Origin of the sequence: Methylocella sp. CPCC 101449, assembly GCF_031921685.1 — a bacterium.
Lineage (GTDB): Bacteria > Pseudomonadota > Alphaproteobacteria > Rhizobiales > Beijerinckiaceae > Terripilifer.
Genome location: NZ_JAPDHU010000004.1, coordinates 369768 through 384931, shown reverse-complemented (window position 1 = coordinate 384931; position 15164 = coordinate 369768). Strand labels below are relative to the sequence as shown.

At 62.2% G+C, this 15164-nt stretch carries 13 protein-coding genes; 8 read left to right on the top strand and 5 right to left on the bottom strand.

From position 1 onward, the window contains the following. Positions 1 to 35: 35 nt before the first annotated feature. Entirely contained in the window at positions 36 to 773 is a 738-nt protein-coding gene (locus OIM99_RS26450) for an intradiol ring-cleavage dioxygenase (protein ID WP_311853517.1), read from the bottom strand. 482 nt (positions 774 to 1255) lie between these two features. Next, positions 1256 to 2161 (bottom strand): TauD/TfdA family dioxygenase, encoded by a 906-nt coding sequence (locus OIM99_RS26445; protein WP_311853516.1) that lies wholly within the window; start codon positions 2159 to 2161, stop codon positions 1256 to 1258. A 275-nt stretch (positions 2162 to 2436) separates the two neighbouring features. Here OIM99_RS26445 and OIM99_RS26440 point away from each other — a divergent pair, with 275 nt between their 5' ends. Further along, complete coding sequence (locus tag OIM99_RS26440; RefSeq protein ID WP_311853515.1) at positions 2437 to 3678, top strand: mechanosensitive ion channel domain-containing protein; 1242 nt, start codon at positions 2437 to 2439, stop codon at positions 3676 to 3678. A gap of 20 nt (positions 3679 to 3698) precedes the next feature. On the opposite strand, the gene OIM99_RS26435 is transcribed toward OIM99_RS26440, so the two are convergent. Continuing rightward, complete coding sequence (locus tag OIM99_RS26435; protein ID WP_311853744.1) at positions 3699 to 5456, bottom strand: NAD+ synthase; 1758 nt, start codon at positions 5454 to 5456, stop codon at positions 3699 to 3701. A 144-nt stretch (positions 5457 to 5600) separates the two neighbouring features. Between OIM99_RS26435 and OIM99_RS26430 the strand changes: the two genes are divergently transcribed. The 6 genes from OIM99_RS26430 to OIM99_RS26405 all read left to right on the top strand — a co-directional run bounded on the left by OIM99_RS26430 (position 5601) and on the right by OIM99_RS26405 (position 11976). Next, positions 5601 to 6836, top strand: a complete 1236-nt coding sequence (locus tag OIM99_RS26430; protein WP_311853514.1) for a YeeE/YedE family protein — start codon at positions 5601 to 5603, stop codon at positions 6834 to 6836. A 278-nt stretch (positions 6837 to 7114) separates the two neighbouring features. Next, positions 7115 to 7702, top strand: a complete 588-nt coding sequence (locus OIM99_RS26425; RefSeq protein WP_311853513.1) for a L,D-transpeptidase — start codon at positions 7115 to 7117, stop codon at positions 7700 to 7702. 177 nt (positions 7703 to 7879) lie between these two features. Continuing rightward, complete coding sequence (gene moaA / locus OIM99_RS26420) at positions 7880 to 8887, top strand: GTP 3',8-cyclase MoaA (protein WP_311853743.1); 1008 nt, start codon at positions 7880 to 7882, stop codon at positions 8885 to 8887. A 118-nt stretch (positions 8888 to 9005) separates the two neighbouring features. After that, positions 9006 to 9869, top strand: coding sequence for a DMT family transporter (locus OIM99_RS26415; RefSeq protein WP_311853512.1), 864 nt, complete (start codon positions 9006 to 9008; stop codon positions 9867 to 9869). A gap of 130 nt (positions 9870 to 9999) precedes the next feature. Then, the gene (locus OIM99_RS26410; RefSeq protein ID WP_311853511.1) at positions 10000 to 10539 is read left to right on the top strand and encodes a TRAP transporter small permease subunit; all 540 of its coding nucleotides are present in this window, start codon (positions 10000 to 10002) and stop codon (positions 10537 to 10539) included. Positions 10540 to 10569: 30 nt separating this feature from the next. Then, positions 10570 to 11976, top strand: a complete 1407-nt coding sequence (locus OIM99_RS26405; protein WP_311853510.1) for a TRAP transporter large permease subunit — start codon at positions 10570 to 10572, stop codon at positions 11974 to 11976. Positions 11977 to 12052: 76 nt separating this feature from the next. Here OIM99_RS26405 and OIM99_RS26400 read toward each other — a convergent pair whose 3' ends face one another. Further along, the gene (locus tag OIM99_RS26400) at positions 12053 to 13141 is read right to left on the bottom strand and encodes a TRAP transporter substrate-binding protein (protein ID WP_311853742.1); all 1089 of its coding nucleotides are present in this window, start codon (positions 13139 to 13141) and stop codon (positions 12053 to 12055) included. Positions 13142 to 13481: 340 nt separating this feature from the next. Here OIM99_RS26400 and OIM99_RS26395 point away from each other — a divergent pair, with 340 nt between their 5' ends. Continuing rightward, positions 13482 to 14363: an NAD(P)-dependent oxidoreductase gene (locus OIM99_RS26395; protein WP_311853509.1), complete on the top strand. Its 882-nt coding sequence runs from the start codon at positions 13482 to 13484 to the stop codon at positions 14361 to 14363. A gap of 18 nt (positions 14364 to 14381) precedes the next feature. Here the strand turns inward: OIM99_RS26395 and OIM99_RS26390 are convergent, their stop codons facing one another. Next, positions 14382 to 15158: a class I SAM-dependent methyltransferase gene (locus OIM99_RS26390; RefSeq protein ID WP_409371567.1), complete on the bottom strand. Its 777-nt coding sequence runs from the start codon at positions 15156 to 15158 to the stop codon at positions 14382 to 14384. Positions 15159 to 15164: the final 6 nt, after the last annotated feature.

Below are 15164 nucleotides of genomic sequence, written 5' to 3'. Positions count from 1 at the left end.
CAAAGCCGGCAATGCCCTCGCTTGCTGCAAATCTCTCAGCGCCGCGCGCCGCCCGACCGCGACGGACGAACCCCAATGATCATCGAAACCAGATAGCCGTCGCTGTCTTCCTTTACGTTCGCCAGCGAAGCTTGCCCGGCAGAGCGGGCGATGAAATCGCGCGTGTTCGACGTATCGCGCGGCAGCCTGCGACCGGCATAGGGCGATTTGCTCTTGTAGACGGCATCGCTGACCGTATCGGGAAAGAAAATCTGTCCCGTCAGCACGCTTCTGGAATCGATGAAGGCCTTGAAGTGAACATGCGGCGTCCGCCCCGGATACCAGCCGGGATAAATCGACTTGAAGTCGACGACACCACGCTCGTCCGCCATCTGCGTGCCGCGTAGATAGGTCGTGCCCTTCGTGTTGACCGGATGGGCCCGGTCATCGCCCTGCCCGGCATAGTTCGAATAGAGGCCCAGAGCATCGCAATGCCAAATGTCCATGCGGGCACCCGGCAGCGGCTTGCAGGCCGCGTCGACCATTTGCAGACGCACGCTCATCGGCACGCCCGCCCGGCCTTCGGTGATATCCGAACGCACGAGCTTGGGATCGAAATAATAAGGCCCCTCGGTCGATGCCGGTGTCATGACGCAGACGTCCGCATGGGGCAGAAGCGGCGCTCCCGGTGCCGCTTGCGCGAAGGCGCCGCGCGGCACGAGCACGCCGCCGGCCACGCTGACGGCAAGATGCTGAAGGACTTGCCGGCGATGAACACTCAGATGAACACTCATGGGGCACGCCTCCTGAAAGCCCTGAAAGAAAGTGCCTTCCGGGTTCCATTACCATAGGGCGCCCTCTCGGCACGTCATCTGAAAAAACCGTAATGTCAGAACGGTCGGCGGCCCGAGGCCTGCCACAATCGATCGAGCGGCCTCCATCAAAAATCTTTCATTTTCGCCTGGGGTTTCAGCATGATTGCGGGAAAGACCGGCAATCTGGCGCTTATTCGCGCAAGCCGTGCATTCAGTTTTTAAGGATTTCGAGTACACTGAGTGAGTCGTTAACAGCCGAAAGGAGGTGGTCTAGTGTCTCATTGTCAGTTATCGCAGTTGTCGGTTACTGAGACCTGGACTCTCGCTCAAGCGGAGTTCTGCCCCGCGTGAGCGGCGCCAGTGTCATGTCAGTTTAATGTGACGTGGGTCCAACCGACCGCGGTCGCGACAATGGAAGGGCCATCGCAAGATGGCCCTTCTTGTTTCAGAAGCCTGTGATTTCACGCAACCGATGCCTGCGAGACAAACGGTTGTGCGAGTAGCGCTTTATCGCCGGCAACCGTGGTGCGATGCAGAAGGCGCCGCTCGTTCTGCATGTCATATTCCATCGCCCGGTGCATGGTGCAGCGGTTGTCCCACATGACGAGATCGCCCAGGCGCCACTGATGGCGATAGGTGAATTGCGGCTGGATCGCGAATGCCGTCAGCTCGGCAATGAGCACCTTGCTCTTCTCAGGATCCATACCTTCCACATAGGCGATGTGGGAACCGAGCAGCAGCGCCTTGCGGCCGTTCTCAAGCCGGCGCACCAGCGGCTGGCGCACGGGCGGCGTGGCCTTGCGGACAGCTTCCGGCCGCGACGGCAGATTGTTGCGCCGGCGCGTCTCCTCGAAATCATGAATGACGACGATGTCGTCGATCTCGGCTTTCTTCGCAGGCGGCAAGGCATCATAGGCCTTGCCGGTGTGAGCGAACATCGTGTCGCCACCGGCTTTGGGAATTTCGCGCGAGAACAGCAAGGAGGCTTTGCTCAACACCGGCCGATAAGATGAATCGGTGTGCCAGTCGCTGGTGCCCAGCCAAAAGGATTTGTGGCCGGCATCATCGATCGGCTTGATCCGATCGGTGTGCTTCTCGACATTGGAGACGCGCAACACGGTTTTAAAGCCATGGGCCTGATCCTTCGGATCGGGAAAATCCTCCAGCGGGCCGAACCAGCGGCTGAACGCAACCTGCTGTTCGTCCGTGCATGTCTGTCCGCGCAGAACGACGACGCCATGTTCCTCGAAGGCCTCGTTCCAAAGGCCGAATGTCTTTTCATTCAAGGGCTGCGACAGATCGAGACCGACAATCTCGGCGCCGAAGCCCGTGGAAAACGGGCGCGCCTGTGCTTGTACTTGCGACATCGATTGTTCCTCCCGCGCTACTTTTAACACGAATTCCGGGATGATTGCAGCGACGAATGGCGTGGGCAGCGGCCTTCACCGGTCCATAGGCCTGAAAGGCTGCGGCGTGGTGTTCGCGCCTCGAATCATTTTAGAACGGCGACAGATTTGCAACGCACGATGATTTTAACCCGGCCGGGCCGGAACCTGCGGGGACGGCTGGCTGTTGCGGCAGAGCGACTCAAACCAGCTTCGCCGCCCAGATTTTGCTCCTGATTTGGAGAAGGACGAGCACGATGAATTTCGAGATCTTGCATCAGCGCGCATTGGAAGCCTTGCAGACCACCGTGCAATGGCTGGTCAGTCCGCAATTCTATGCGCAGATCGGCGCCATCATCGTGGCGGTCGCAATCGCCTATTTCGTCGCGCAGAAAGTCCGCTCCCGTTCCGGCCTGTTCTCGGCGCAGCCCGATGATGGGCCGATGCTGCGGTTGCGGCAGTGGCTTTACACCTGCCGCGATTTGCTCTTCCCCGTCTTCACCGTTCTTGCCCTCGCCATCGCCGCCGAACTGGTGCAATCGGCGGTGGGCGCGGCTTGGCTGGTGCGCATCTTCCAGAGCCTCGCCGTCATCGGCGTGCTCTATACGGCGATCAATCGCTTCATCACCCATCCAATTATCAATTCAGTGGCACGATGGGTCGGCATTCCGATCGCCACTCTCTATGTGTTCGGCGTTCTCGGCGCCGTCGTCGGCTATCTCGATTCCATTTCGCTCGAAGTCGGCAACATCCGCTTGTCGGTTTACACCCTGGCCAAAGCATTGCTGGCGGCCACCATCCTGTTCTGGCTCGGGCGGGCCTCGAACGATGCCGGCCAGAAGGTCATCCGCAAGCAGGAGGCTTTCGACATCCCGACCCGCGAGCTGCTGGCAAAAGCCTTCCAGATCGCGCTGTTCCTTTTGATCTTCGTGCTGCTGCTGCAGGTTCTCGGCCTCGATCTGACGGCGCTCACCGTGTTCGGTGGCGCGCTCGGCGTCGGCCTCGGCTTCGGCATGCAGCAGATTTCGTCGAACTTCGTGTCCGGCATCATCCTGCTGATCGAACGGTCGATGAAGGTCGGCGACTATGTCGATCTCGGCGGCGACCGGGCCGGCGTCTTGCAGGAAATGAACATGCGCTCCAGCACGCTGCGCACCGACGATGGCCGCGACATCCTGGTGCCGAACGAAAAGTTCATCACCTCGGAGTTCATCAACTGGACGAAGAGCGACCTGCACCATCGCTGCGAGATCAAGTTCGCCGTCGGCTACGACGTCGACATCCATCAGGTGCCGGCGATCGTCGAGGCGGCCGTCAAACAATATCCGCTCGTATTGGACACGCCCGCGCCGCCCAGCTGCCGCCTGGTCAATTTCGGCGGCAACGTCAATTTCGCCGTCACCTATTGGGTGGCCGGCGTCGACACCCACAGCTCGCCGATTCAATTCCTGATCTGGGACGCGCTGAAAGCCGCCGAGATCAAGATCCAGGCAGCGTGAGCGCGGGATAAATCCCGCGCCTATTCCTCAAACCGCTCCGACACGCCCACCGGCTTGCGCGGTGCAATCGAGGGGTCGTGCGCGCGTTGCGGCGCGCCGGAATCGCGGAAGCGGTTGACGATCGGATAGCGGCGGTCGCGGCCGAAATTCTTCTTCGTCACCTTCACGCCGGGCGCCGACTGGCGGCGCTTGTATTCGGCGATATAGAGCAGGCGCTCAACCTTCTTCACCGTTTCGAGATCGTGGCCGCGCGCAACGATGTCGGACACGCGCATTTCCTTCTCGATCAGACACTCCAGCACGTCGTCGAGCACTTCGTATTCTGGCAGCGAGTCCTGATCCTTCTGGTTCTCGCGCAGTTCGGCGGTTGGCGGCTTGACGATGATGTTATTGGGGATGACCTCGCCATTCGGCCCCAAAGCACCTTCCGGCTTCCAGCGGTTGCGCAGATGACACAGGCGGAAGACCTGCATCTTGTAGAGGTCCTTGATCGGATTGAAGCCGCCGTTCATGTCGCCATAGATGGTGGCATAGCCGACCGACATTTCCGACTTGTTGCCGGTCGTCACCAGCATCGGACCGAACTTGTTCGAGACCGACATCAGCAAGGTGCCACGGGCCCGCGACTGCAGATTTTCCTCGGTGGTATCGCGCGGCTTGCCTTGGAAAAGCGGCTTCAGCACGCTTTCCAAGCCTTCGACGGCCGGCGCGATCGGCAGGATGTCGTAGCGCACGCCGAGCGCACTGGCACAGCCCTGCGCATCCGACAGCGATTCGTTGGAGGTGAAGCGATAGGGCAGCATGATGCAGTGAACGCGCTCAGCACCCAGCGCATCGACGGCGAGCGCGGCGCAGAGCGCCGAGTCGATGCCGCCCGACAGGCCCATGACGACGCCGGGGAAACGGTTCTTGTTCACATAGTCGCGCAAACCGACCATGCAGGCGGTGTAGTCGGCTTCATCGCCTTCCGGCACGATCACCTTTTCACCCGGCAGGCAATGCCAGCCCTTGGGGCCGCGCTCCCACACCGATACCGTCAGATCCTCGCGGAAGGCCGGCATCTGGAAGGCGAGCGAACGATCGGCATTGAGCGCGAAGGAGCCGCCGTCGAACACCAGTTCGTCCTGGCCGCCCACCTGATTGAGATAGAGCAGCGGCAGGCCCGACTCGGTGACGCGCGCCACCACGACGCCCATGCGTTCTTCATACTTGCCGTGCCAATAGGGCGAGCCATTGGGCGAGAGCAGGATTTCCGCGCCGGTCTCCACCAGGCATTCGACGATATCGGTGCCCCAGATGTCTTCGCAGATCGGCACGCCCAGGCGCACGCCGCGAAACACGATCGGCCCCGGCATCGGCCCCTGGGTGAAGACGCGCTTCTCGTCGAAGACGCCGTAGTTGGGCAGATCGACCTTGAAGCGCACGGCTTCGATGCGGCCGCCGTCGAGCAGCGCGTAAGCGTTGTAGAGCCCGCCATTCTCGGCCCACGGCAGACCGATCAGCACGGCCGGCCCGCCATCGGCGGTCTCGCGCGCCAGATCCTCGAGGGTGGCGCGGCAGGCCTCCTGAAAGGCCGGCTTCAGCACGAGGTCCTCGGGCGTATAGCCGGCGAGGTAGAGTTCCGAGAACAGCACCAGGTCCGCGCCCTGGGCCTTGGCCTTGGCGCGGGATTCGCGCACGCGGTCGGCATTGCCGGCGACGTCGCCGACGATACAATCGAGCTGCGCCAGGGCGATCGACAGGCGATCGGCGGGGCGGGAGGAAACTTTCGCGTTCATATCCGGCATGTAGCCCGGCGCGCCGGCAGCGGCAATGCGATGAGCGCATTTCACCTCACCGGCCAAGGCGGGTTCGTTTTTCGCCGCCAATCACGATATAGGGCCTTATCCTGGCATCGCTGTAGCCGACCAAGGAGTATTTTCGTGTCTTTCGCCACCCGACAGCCCAGCCCACCCCTCATTGCCGCGCCACCGACGCAGGCGGTCGTGGTCGGCGGCGCGGTGGTGCTGGCGGCGGCGCTGGGGCTGCATCTAGCGCTGGGCCAGGGCATCCGCATGGCCCTGCTCTATCTCACCGGCATTCTGCTGGGTCTGGCGCTCTACTATGCCTCCTTCGGTTTCACCGCCGCCTTCCGGGTGATGATCTCCGACCGGCGTAGCGCCGGCATCCGGGCGCAGATGATCATGTTCGCCCTCGCCTGCCTGTTGTTCTTCCCGGCGCTCGCGGCAGGTTCGGCCTTCGGCCAGCCGGTCAGCGGCTTCGTCTTCGGCATCGGCCCGGGCGTGGTGCTGGGGTCCTTCATGTTCGGCGTCGGCATGCAGTTGGGCGGCGGCTGCGGCTCAGGAACCTTGTTCACCACCGGCGGCGGCAATGCCCGCATGCTGCTGACCTTGATCTTCTTCATCGTCGGTTCGATGGCGGGTTTCGCCCATCTGCCGTGGTGGGAAAGCCAACCCGGCCTGCCGGCCCTGTCGCTGGTCAATCTGTTCGGCTGGCTGCCGGCGCTGATGCTCAATCTGGCGGTTTTCGCTGCGATCTATTTCGCCGCGCGTGCGCTGGAACAGCACCGGCACGGCAAGGTGGCGCCGATCACCGGCTGGCGCGGCTCGGAAACGCAGCGGCCCTTTCTGGCCCGGCACTGGCCGATGGTGGCCGGTGCGCTCGCCCTGGCGCTGCTCAACTTCGCCACCCTGCTGCTCGCCGGCCGGCCGTGGGGCATCACCGCCGCCTTTCCGCTGTGGGGCGCGGCCGCCCTGCAAACGCTTGGGGTCGACGTGGCACAATGGCCGTCCTGGTCCGACCCGTTCTATCGCGACTGGCTGGCCGCCGGCGTTTTAGGCGACGTCACCTCGGTCATGGACATCGGCCTGATGCTTGGCGCGGCGGCGGCGGCGGGCCTTTCCGGTGAATTCCGCCCGACTTTGCGCATCCCTCTCCGGCAGATCGCCGCCAGCATCATCGGCGGCCTCTTGATGGGATATGGCGCGCGCATCGCCTATGGCTGCAATATCGGCGCCTATTTCGGCGGTGTCGCCTCCGGCAGCCTGCATGGCTGGGCCTGGATCGTCTTTGCGCTAGCCGGCAACTGGCTCGGCACGTGGCTGCGCCCCAGCTTTGGCATGGCGGTCGAACGAACCGCGCCCACCGCCTCCTGCTGAAATCAGTCTCGCTCCGACACGTGTTGCCGAGAAGCAACGGGGAAGTTAACCCGATGCCTGTCAAGCACATGTGAACAGAAAATTTGTTGCACTGCTGCCAAGGTTGGCGAGAATGGGGCGTGATTACGGCGATTGATTCACAATTGCGCCGTAGCCTCTGGGAGAGCCCCTTGGGGAAAAGTTCCCGAGGGCCGCCAATCGGCGGAATGCCGGCTGGTGCTGATACGACCAATATTGATGCGACTTGATAGATGCGACTTGCACCGAGGAATGTCTAAATGACGAGAATTTTTTCCGCTGTCGCTGCCGCAATTCTGGGTGTAGCGATCTTTGCCCCTGGCGCCGTCCAAGCCCAGGAGACTCACGCGTCCTTCTTCTCACAGGTTTTCAGCGCCGACCCGGCTGGTGGTCGGCCGCAAGTCAGCGCCATCCCGCGCGAAGTCGTGTCCTTCACCGGCGGTTATGCCCCCGGCACCATTCTGATTTCGACCAAGGAGCGCCGGCTCTATTACGTCATGCCGAACGGCCAGGCGATCCGCTATGGCGTTGGCGTCGGCCGTCCGGGCTTCGAATGGGGCGGCACCAAGGTCGTTTCGCAGAAGCGCGAGTGGCCGGATTGGACACCGCCGGCGCAAATGCTGAAACGCCGCCCCGATCTGCCGCGCCACATGAAGGGCGGCATCGACAATCCGCTCGGCGCCCGCGCCATGTATCTGGGCTCGTCGCTCTACCGCATCCACGGTTCCAATGAGCCCAACACGATCGGCCAGGCGGTATCCTCCGGCTGCATCCGCATGACCAACGAGGACGTGACGGACCTCTACGAGCGCGTCCGCGTCGGCACGCGGGTCGTCGTCCTGCGTTAAACTGCGGTTTCACTGCGAAATCCGCTGAAAAGCCGGGGTAACCCGGCTTTTTTGCTGCCCAAAAGTCTTTATCCAAACACGACCATCGTCGCCCTTTCGAAACCGGCAAACGCTCTATATATGAGGGGGATGGCGCTGGATGCAGAAATCGCCAAGGTAAAGCCGGCGGCCCGCCCGATGGGAACGGCCCCTGCCCTGATCGATCCGTTCGGAAGAGCGGTGACCTATATACGCGTGTCCGTGACGGACCGCTGCGATTTCCGCTGCGTCTATTGCATGTCGGAAGACATGACCTTCCTGCCCAAGCGCGATCTGCTGACGCTCGAGGAACTCGACCGGCTGTGCACGGCTTTCGTCGACAAGGGCACGCGCAAGATCCGCATCACCGGCGGCGAGCCCCTGGTGCGGCGGGGCATAATGACCCTGTTCCAATCGCTGTCGCGCCATCTCGACAGCGGCGCGCTCGATGAAATCACAGTCACCACCAATGGCTCGCAGCTTGCCCGCTATGCGAAGGACCTCGCGGCCTGCGGCGTGCGGCGCATCAACGTTTCGCTCGACACGCTCGACGCCGACAAATTCCGCCGCATCACCCGCTGGGGCGATCTCAAGAAAGTGCTTGAGGGCATCGACGCGGCGCAGGCCGCCGGCCTGCACGTGAAGCTCAATGCGGTGGCGCTTGCCGGCGTCAACGAAGACGAATTCGTGCCGATGATCCGTTGGGCGCATGGCCGCGGCATCGACATCACCTTCATCGAAGTCATGCCATTAGGCGAAATCGAGGGCCAGCGCGCCGATCAATATCTGCCGCTCAGCAAAGTGCGCGCCGATCTGATGGACCATTTCACCCTGCGCGACAGCAGCTATCAGACCGGCGGTCCGGCGCGCTACGTCACGGCGGAAGAGACCGGCGGGCGCATCGGCTTCATCACGCCGCTCACCCATAATTTCTGCGAAAGCTGCAACCGCGTGCGCCTCACCTGCACCGGCACCCTCTATATGTGCCTCGGCCAGGAAGACGCGGCCGATCTGCGCGCACCGTTGCGTGCCTCCGAATCCAACGACCTTCTGAACGCGGCCATTGAGCGTGCCATTCTGCGCAAGCCCAAGGGCCATGACTTCATCATCGACCGCACCACCCGGCAGCCGGCCGTCGGCCGGCATATGAGCGTCACGGGCGGCTGACGTTTTCTTTATTTTGGGTGTTTTCTTCAAGCGAACTGCTATGCACTTCGCTTGAAAACGCTATGGTTATTTTGACGTATTTTTTTCGCGCGAGGTATCCGCTTCGCTCGAAAACGCTGTGAAAGCCCGGGGGGACATGGGCGAGGGCTATCGTAAGGGCATTGCCGCGATGTGCGCGGCCGTCGCCTGTTTCGCGACCACCGACGGCTTGATGAAACTGGCAACGGAAACCCTACCCGTTTCACAGGTCATTACGACGCGCGGCCTGATCGCGCTCACTCTCATGTGCGTCGTCGCCATTGGTGCCAAACTATGGCGCCACATCGCCGACCTGTTCCATCCGCTGGTCCTGCTGCGCACCGTCTTCGAAATGTCGATGATCGTCACTTACGTGACGGCGCTGAGCCGCCTGCCGCTCGCCAATGTGTTCAGCGTGCTGCAAGCGGCGCCCATCGTGATGACCGCCTTTGCGGCCTTCGTTTGGGGTGAACAAGTTCGCCTCGGCCGCTGGATCGCCATTCTCGTCGGCTTTGTCGGCGTCGCGCTGATCACCAAGCCGACACCAAGCACTTTTGAGCCGGCTATGGCGCTCGCCATCATCGCCAGCCTGTGCGTCGCCGGTCGCGATCTCACCACATCGCGCATTCCGCGCACCCTGCCCTCTCTTCTGATTACGTTTTCGGCCACCCTGGCCAGCACCCTGGCCGGCGGGCTGCTCTCAACCGTCGAGCCCTGGCATCCTGTCGGACTGCGGGAAGCCCTGCTGCTGGGCGGGGCGGCGCTGGCCCTGGCGATCGGCAATTACGTGATCATCGTCGCCTATCGGAATGCCCCCGTCTCGGTCGTCTCGCCGTTCCGCTACATGGGTGTGGCTTTCGCCATCGTCTTCGGCTTCGCGGTCTGGGGAACCATTCCCGACGCGGTCGCCCTGGCGGGGATCGTCATCGTCGTTCTGGCCGGCCTCTACACCATGCGGCGGTGAGGGGCGCCATCCACATACGACAAAAGACCAATGGTCAAACGCCCGGAACGGCGCCTTTGGTGGCGGATTGCAAAACGCGGTGCTATCAAGGTTTCAAAGCATTGAGGCCGTGGAGGCGGCAGGGGGCTTTATGCAGTTCTTGTTACGACTGAGTCGCGGCATTGACGCACTCAACCAGCGGGTCGGTTACCTCTGCGACTACCTTATCCTGATCGTCTGTTTCATCAGCGCCGGCAATGCGCTCATGCGCTATACGTTCAGCTACAGCTCGAACGCCTTCCTCGAAATTCAATGGTATCTGTTCGGCGCCGTGGTTCTGCTGGGGGCCTCCTATACGCTGAAACGCAATGAGCATGTGCGTGTCGACGTTCTCTACGCCAATCTGTCGGAGCGCGGCCGCCTGATCGTCGATGCGGTCGGCCTGCTCTGCTTCATGCTGCCGGTGATGATCTTCCTGATCTATCTCAGTCTGCCGGTCTTTCTGCAGTCCTATGCCAGCGGCGAGAAATCGGTCAACACGGGAGGTCTGATCCTGTGGCCGGCCAAGCTGCTTTTGCCCCTCGGCTTCTTTCTTTTGAGCCTGCAAGGCTTCTCCGAATTCATCAAGCGGTGCGCCGCCCTCATGGGCCTCATCGAACTCGAAACAAAATACGAAAAGCCGCTGCAATAAAGCGGCTCGACAGTCTGAGGGGCTGAAATCATGTTCTCGCACGGCATCATGCCGCCACTGATGTTCGCCGGAATGATCTGTTTCATGGTCATCGGCTTCCCGGTTGCTTTTTCGCTTGGCGCTGTCGGTCTGTTCTTCGGCCTGGTCGGCATTCTCACCGGCCATTTCGACGCCCTCTTCCTGCAAGCCCTGCCGCTGCGCATCTACGGCATCATCAGCAACGATCTGCTGCTGGCCATCCCCTTCTTCACCTTCATGGGCGCGCTGCTGGAGCGCTGCGGCCTTGCCGAAGACCTGCTCGAAGGCACGGGACAATTGTTCGGGCCGATCCCCGGCGGTCTCGCCGTCGCCGTCATTCTCGTCGGCGCGGTGCTGGGTGCCATCACCGGGACGGTGGCGGCTTCCGTCATCGCCATGGGCGTGATCTCGCTGCCGGTGATGATGCGCTACGGCTACGACATGAAGCTGACCACGGGCGTCATCGCCGCGTCCGGCACGATCACGCAGCTCATACCACCATCGCTTGTCTTGGTGGTGCTCGCCGACCAGCTCGGCAAATCGGTCGGCGATATGTATCTGGGCGCGATCGGCCCCTCGATCCTGCAAGTCACCATCTTCCTGGCTTATGTGGCGGTGCTGGCGATCCTGCGCCCCAATTCCATGCCGCCGATTCCGCCCGAAGCGCGTCAGCCCTTCGGCTGGCCGCTGCTGCGCCGCGTGCTGTGGGGCATGATCCCTTCGATCGTGCTGATCTTCCTGGTGCTCGGCACGATCTTCTTCGGCCTGGCGACGCCGACGGAAGCCGGCGCGCTTGGCGCCGTCGGCGCCATCGGCCTCGCGGCGCTGCATCGCCGTCTGACCTGGAACCTGGTGCGCCAGGCCATGAGTTCGACCATGACGCTGACCTCGATGGTCGTGTTCATTCTGATCGGCTCGACGGTCTTCAGCCTGGTGTTCCAGGGCATGGATGGCGGCCGCTGGATCGAACATATGTTGTCGGGCCTGCCCGGCGGTCAGGTCGGCTTTCTGATCTTCGTCAACATCTTCATCTTCTTCCTGGCGTTCTTCCTCGACTTCTTCGAGATCGCCTTCATCGTCATTCCGCTGCTGGCGCCGGTCGCCGCCAAGCTCGGCATCGATCTGATCTGGTTCGGCGTGCTGCTGTGCGTGAACATGCAGACGTCGTTCATGCATCCGCCGTTCGGTTTCGCGCTGTTCTACCTGCGCGGCATCGCGCCGCCACAGGTGAAGAGCTCCGACATCTATTGGGGCGCCGTCCCCTGGGTGGTGATGCAGCTTATCCTCGTCATCATCGTGATCGCGTGGCCGGGATCGGTCACCTATTGGCTCGACCACGGCCCCAAGGTCGATCCGAATTCGATCAAGATCGAAATCCCGCTGGGCGGCGGGGACGCACCGCCACCGCTCAAGTTCTGAGCGAACGGCCTCAACAACCGCGCATAAAAAAATCCCCGGCCGAAGCCGGGGATTTCCTTTTGCGGTGCCGCTCCGATCAGCCGCGGGTGCGGGCGCGGATCATGAAGTTGTCGAAGTTATATTCGGCAACCTGCCACCACAGATATTCGTCGTTGCGGAACGCCATATAGGCGTCGTGCATCTTCTTGAACTTCGGATTCTTCGCCGACAGTTCCGCATAGAGTTCGTTGGCCGCCTTGTAGCAGGCTTCCATCATATCCTGCGGGAACGGCGTCAGCTTGGTGCCGGCCGCCACCAGACGCTTGATGGCGCCAGGGTTCACCGCATCGTACTTGGCCTGGCAATCTTTGTTGGCGGCTTGCGCGGCCGTCTTGACGATGGACTGATAGGTCTTCGGCAGTTCCGCCATCTTCTTTTCGTTGATGAGGAAGTGCAGCGCGGCGCCACCTTCCCACCAGCCGGGGAAGTGATAGTAGGGCGCCACTTTGGCGAAGCCGAGCTTTTCATCGTCATAGGGGCCGACCCATTCGGCCGCGTCGATGGTGCCCTTTTCCAGCGCCGGATAAATATCGGGGCCGGGAATGCCTTGCGAGACGACGCCGAACTTGGCGAGCACGGCGCCGCCGATGCCGCCCGTGCGCATCTTCAAGCCATCGAGATCCTTGACCGACTTGATCTCCTTGCGGAACCAGCCGCCCATCTGCGTGCCGGTGTTGCCGCCGGGCAGACCGATGACGCTATAGTCTTTCAAGAACTCGTCGATGAGCTGATTGCCGCCGCCATAGTAGAACCAGGCGTCGAGCTGGCGCGAGTTGAGGCCGAAAGGCACCGCCGTACCGAAGGCGAAGGTCGGATCCTTGCCCCAATAATAGTACATGCAGGTGTGGCACATTTCGACGGTGTTGTTCTGCACCGCATCGAGCGCCTGCAAGGCCGGCACCACTTCACCAGCGGCGAAGCACTGGATCTGAAACTTGTTGTCGGTGGCTTCGGCAACCGACTTGGCGAAGGTCTCGGCCGCGCCATAGATGGTGTCGAGCGACTTGGGGAAGCTCGATGTCAGTCGCCATTTGATTTCCGGCGCGCTCTGCGCGATCGCCGGAGCGGCAATGGCCGTGCCTGCGGCGCCAAGGCCGGCGGCCTTGATGAACTGACGACGTTTCATGCTCATGCACTTCTCCCTTCACAACAATCCATGCCGCCGGATCGCAATTGCCTCCGCCCCGGTCGGCCATAAGGTGGGACTATATTTCAAGGACGCGGGCCCGTCATCAATGCGTGCCGGCATTGGCTGATTCAGGCTTGTGAATGCTGGATTTCCGCTGGTTTGCTACCCTTGGCCGTTCCCGCGCGCTTGTTGAATCTGGTTGCTTCGATTATCCGGTTTTACCGTGCCAAACCCGCTTCGTCTGCATTAGACTTTCGAATAAGATTTTCATAAGTGCAAATGCCGGTGGATGGCGGCGCCCTGCCCGGCCATCGGGCGAGCAATAAGGAGACGGCGTATGCAAGCGCGTTTGAATGTGGCTTTCCTCGGTCTGGGCGTCATGGGCTACCCGATGGCCGGTCATCTCAAACGCAAGGGCAACCACACCGTCACCGTCTACAATCGCACCGCCCCCAAGGCGCTGAAATGGGCGAGCGAATTCGACGGCAAGGCCGAGCCGACCCCGGCCGAAGCGGCGCGCGGTCAGGACATCGTCTTCGCCTGCGTCGGCAATGACGACGACCTGCGCTCCGTCACCCTCGGCCCGCAGGGCGCCTTCGCCGGCATGAAGAAGGGCGCCATTTTTGTCGACCACACCACCGCCTCTGCCGACGTCGCGCGCGAACTGCACGCCAAGGCGCAGGAGCTCGGCATCGGCTTCATCGACGCGCCCGTCTCGGGCGGACAAGCTGGCGCGGAGAATGGCGTGCTCACCGTGATGTGCGGTGGCGACGAAGCGGATTACGAACGGGCCGAGCCGCATATCATGGCCTTCGCCCGTGCCTGCAAGCGCATGGGCGGCCCTGGTGCCGGCCAGCTCACCAAAATGGTCAACCAGATCTGCATCGCCGGCCTCGTTCAGGGCTTGGCCGAAGGCATCGCCTTCGCGCAAAAAGCCGGACTCGATGCCACCGCCGTGATCGACGTGATCTCGAAGGGCGCGGCGCAATCCTGGCAGATGGAGAACCGCTACAAGACGATGATCGAGGACAAGTTCGACTTCGGCTTCGCGGTCGATTGGATGCGCAAGGATCTGTCGATCTGCTTGAACGAAGCGCGCAACAATGGCGCGCATCTGCCGGTCACCGCCCTCGTCGACCAGTTCTATTCCGACGTGCAGGCCATGGGCGGCAGCCGTTGGGACACATCGAGCTTGATCGCGCGCCTCAACAAGAAGTGAGGCGCGCGAGCCTTCGGCTTATTCGGCCGTCGCTTCGACCATCAGCACGTCGAGCATGAAAGAGCCGTTGGCTTCGATGCTGAAATGCGCGCGCGTTTCAGCGGAAGCGGCTTCCTGCAGGATATGGATGGCGCGGATGTTATCGGGCGGCGTGCGCATGCGCGCCGTCCAGGTCGGGAAATCCATCCGCAGGCGCCAGGTACGGCTCGACTGCACGGCGAAACCGGCGCGGCCAAGACCCGAGAACCATTGCGCGGCCGTATAGTCGCGCACATGCGAGGTATCGCGCAGCAGTTCGATGGCTTGCAGATGGGTATCGAACAAGGCTTGCCCGGGCGCATAGGCATCGACGAAGATGGCCGGCGCCTGGCGCTTCAAGACACGGCGCGCCTCGCGCAGGCCGCCTTCGAAATCGCGCCAGTGATGAGCCGAATAGCGACAGCCGAGAAAGTCGAACGTCGCGTCCTTGAACGGCAGATGCTCGGCCGGCGCTTCGACGGTTTCGATGTTGGTGAGTTTGCGATCGCGTGCGGTGGCGGCCACCGCCGCCAGCATGTCGCGCGACAGATCGGAGGCGATGACCGAACCGGCGTGTCGCGCCATCGCATAAGAGACATGGCCGCCTCCGCAGCCCAGATCAAGCGCGCGTTCTGGCCGATGCGCCCGGGCGCTCGCCTCGATCGCCGCCAGATCCTCGCCCTTGGCGTGGACGGCGCTTTCCACATAGGCCTTGGCCCTGGGGCCGAACTGGGCTTCGACGACTTTCTCGTGCGCTTTCGTCATTACGGTGTTCATTTCCGC

What these genes read in the sequence shown, in the direction of transcription:
- OIM99_RS26390 (WP_409371567.1), bottom strand. Translation starts at nt 15,158, where the DNA reads ATGAACACCGTAATGACGAAAGCGCACGAGAAAGTCGTCGAAGCCCAG.
- OIM99_RS26410 (WP_311853511.1), top strand. Translation starts at nt 10,000, where the DNA reads ATGCAGTTCTTGTTACGACTGAGTCGCGGCATTGACGCACTCAACCAG.
- moaA (WP_311853743.1), top strand. Translation starts at nt 7,880, where the DNA reads ATGGGAACGGCCCCTGCCCTGATCGATCCGTTCGGAAGAGCGGTGACC.
- OIM99_RS26435 (WP_311853744.1), bottom strand. Translation starts at nt 5,456, where the DNA reads ATGAACGCGAAAGTTTCCTCCCGCCCCGCCGATCGCCTGTCGATCGCC.
- OIM99_RS26395 (WP_311853509.1), top strand. Translation starts at nt 13,482, where the DNA reads ATGCAAGCGCGTTTGAATGTGGCTTTCCTCGGTCTGGGCGTCATGGGC.
- OIM99_RS26445 (WP_311853516.1), bottom strand. Translation starts at nt 2,161, where the DNA reads ATGTCGCAAGTACAAGCACAGGCGCGCCCGTTTTCCACGGGCTTCGGC.
- OIM99_RS26400 (WP_311853742.1), bottom strand. Translation starts at nt 13,141, where the DNA reads ATGAAACGTCGTCAGTTCATCAAGGCCGCCGGCCTTGGCGCCGCAGGC.
- OIM99_RS26450 (WP_311853517.1), bottom strand. Translation starts at nt 773, where the DNA reads ATGAGTGTTCATCTGAGTGTTCATCGCCGGCAAGTCCTTCAGCATCTT.
- OIM99_RS26405 (WP_311853510.1), top strand. Translation starts at nt 10,570, where the DNA reads ATGTTCTCGCACGGCATCATGCCGCCACTGATGTTCGCCGGAATGATC.
- OIM99_RS26425 (WP_311853513.1), top strand. Translation starts at nt 7,115, where the DNA reads ATGACGAGAATTTTTTCCGCTGTCGCTGCCGCAATTCTGGGTGTAGCG.
- OIM99_RS26440 (WP_311853515.1), top strand. Translation starts at nt 2,437, where the DNA reads ATGAATTTCGAGATCTTGCATCAGCGCGCATTGGAAGCCTTGCAGACC.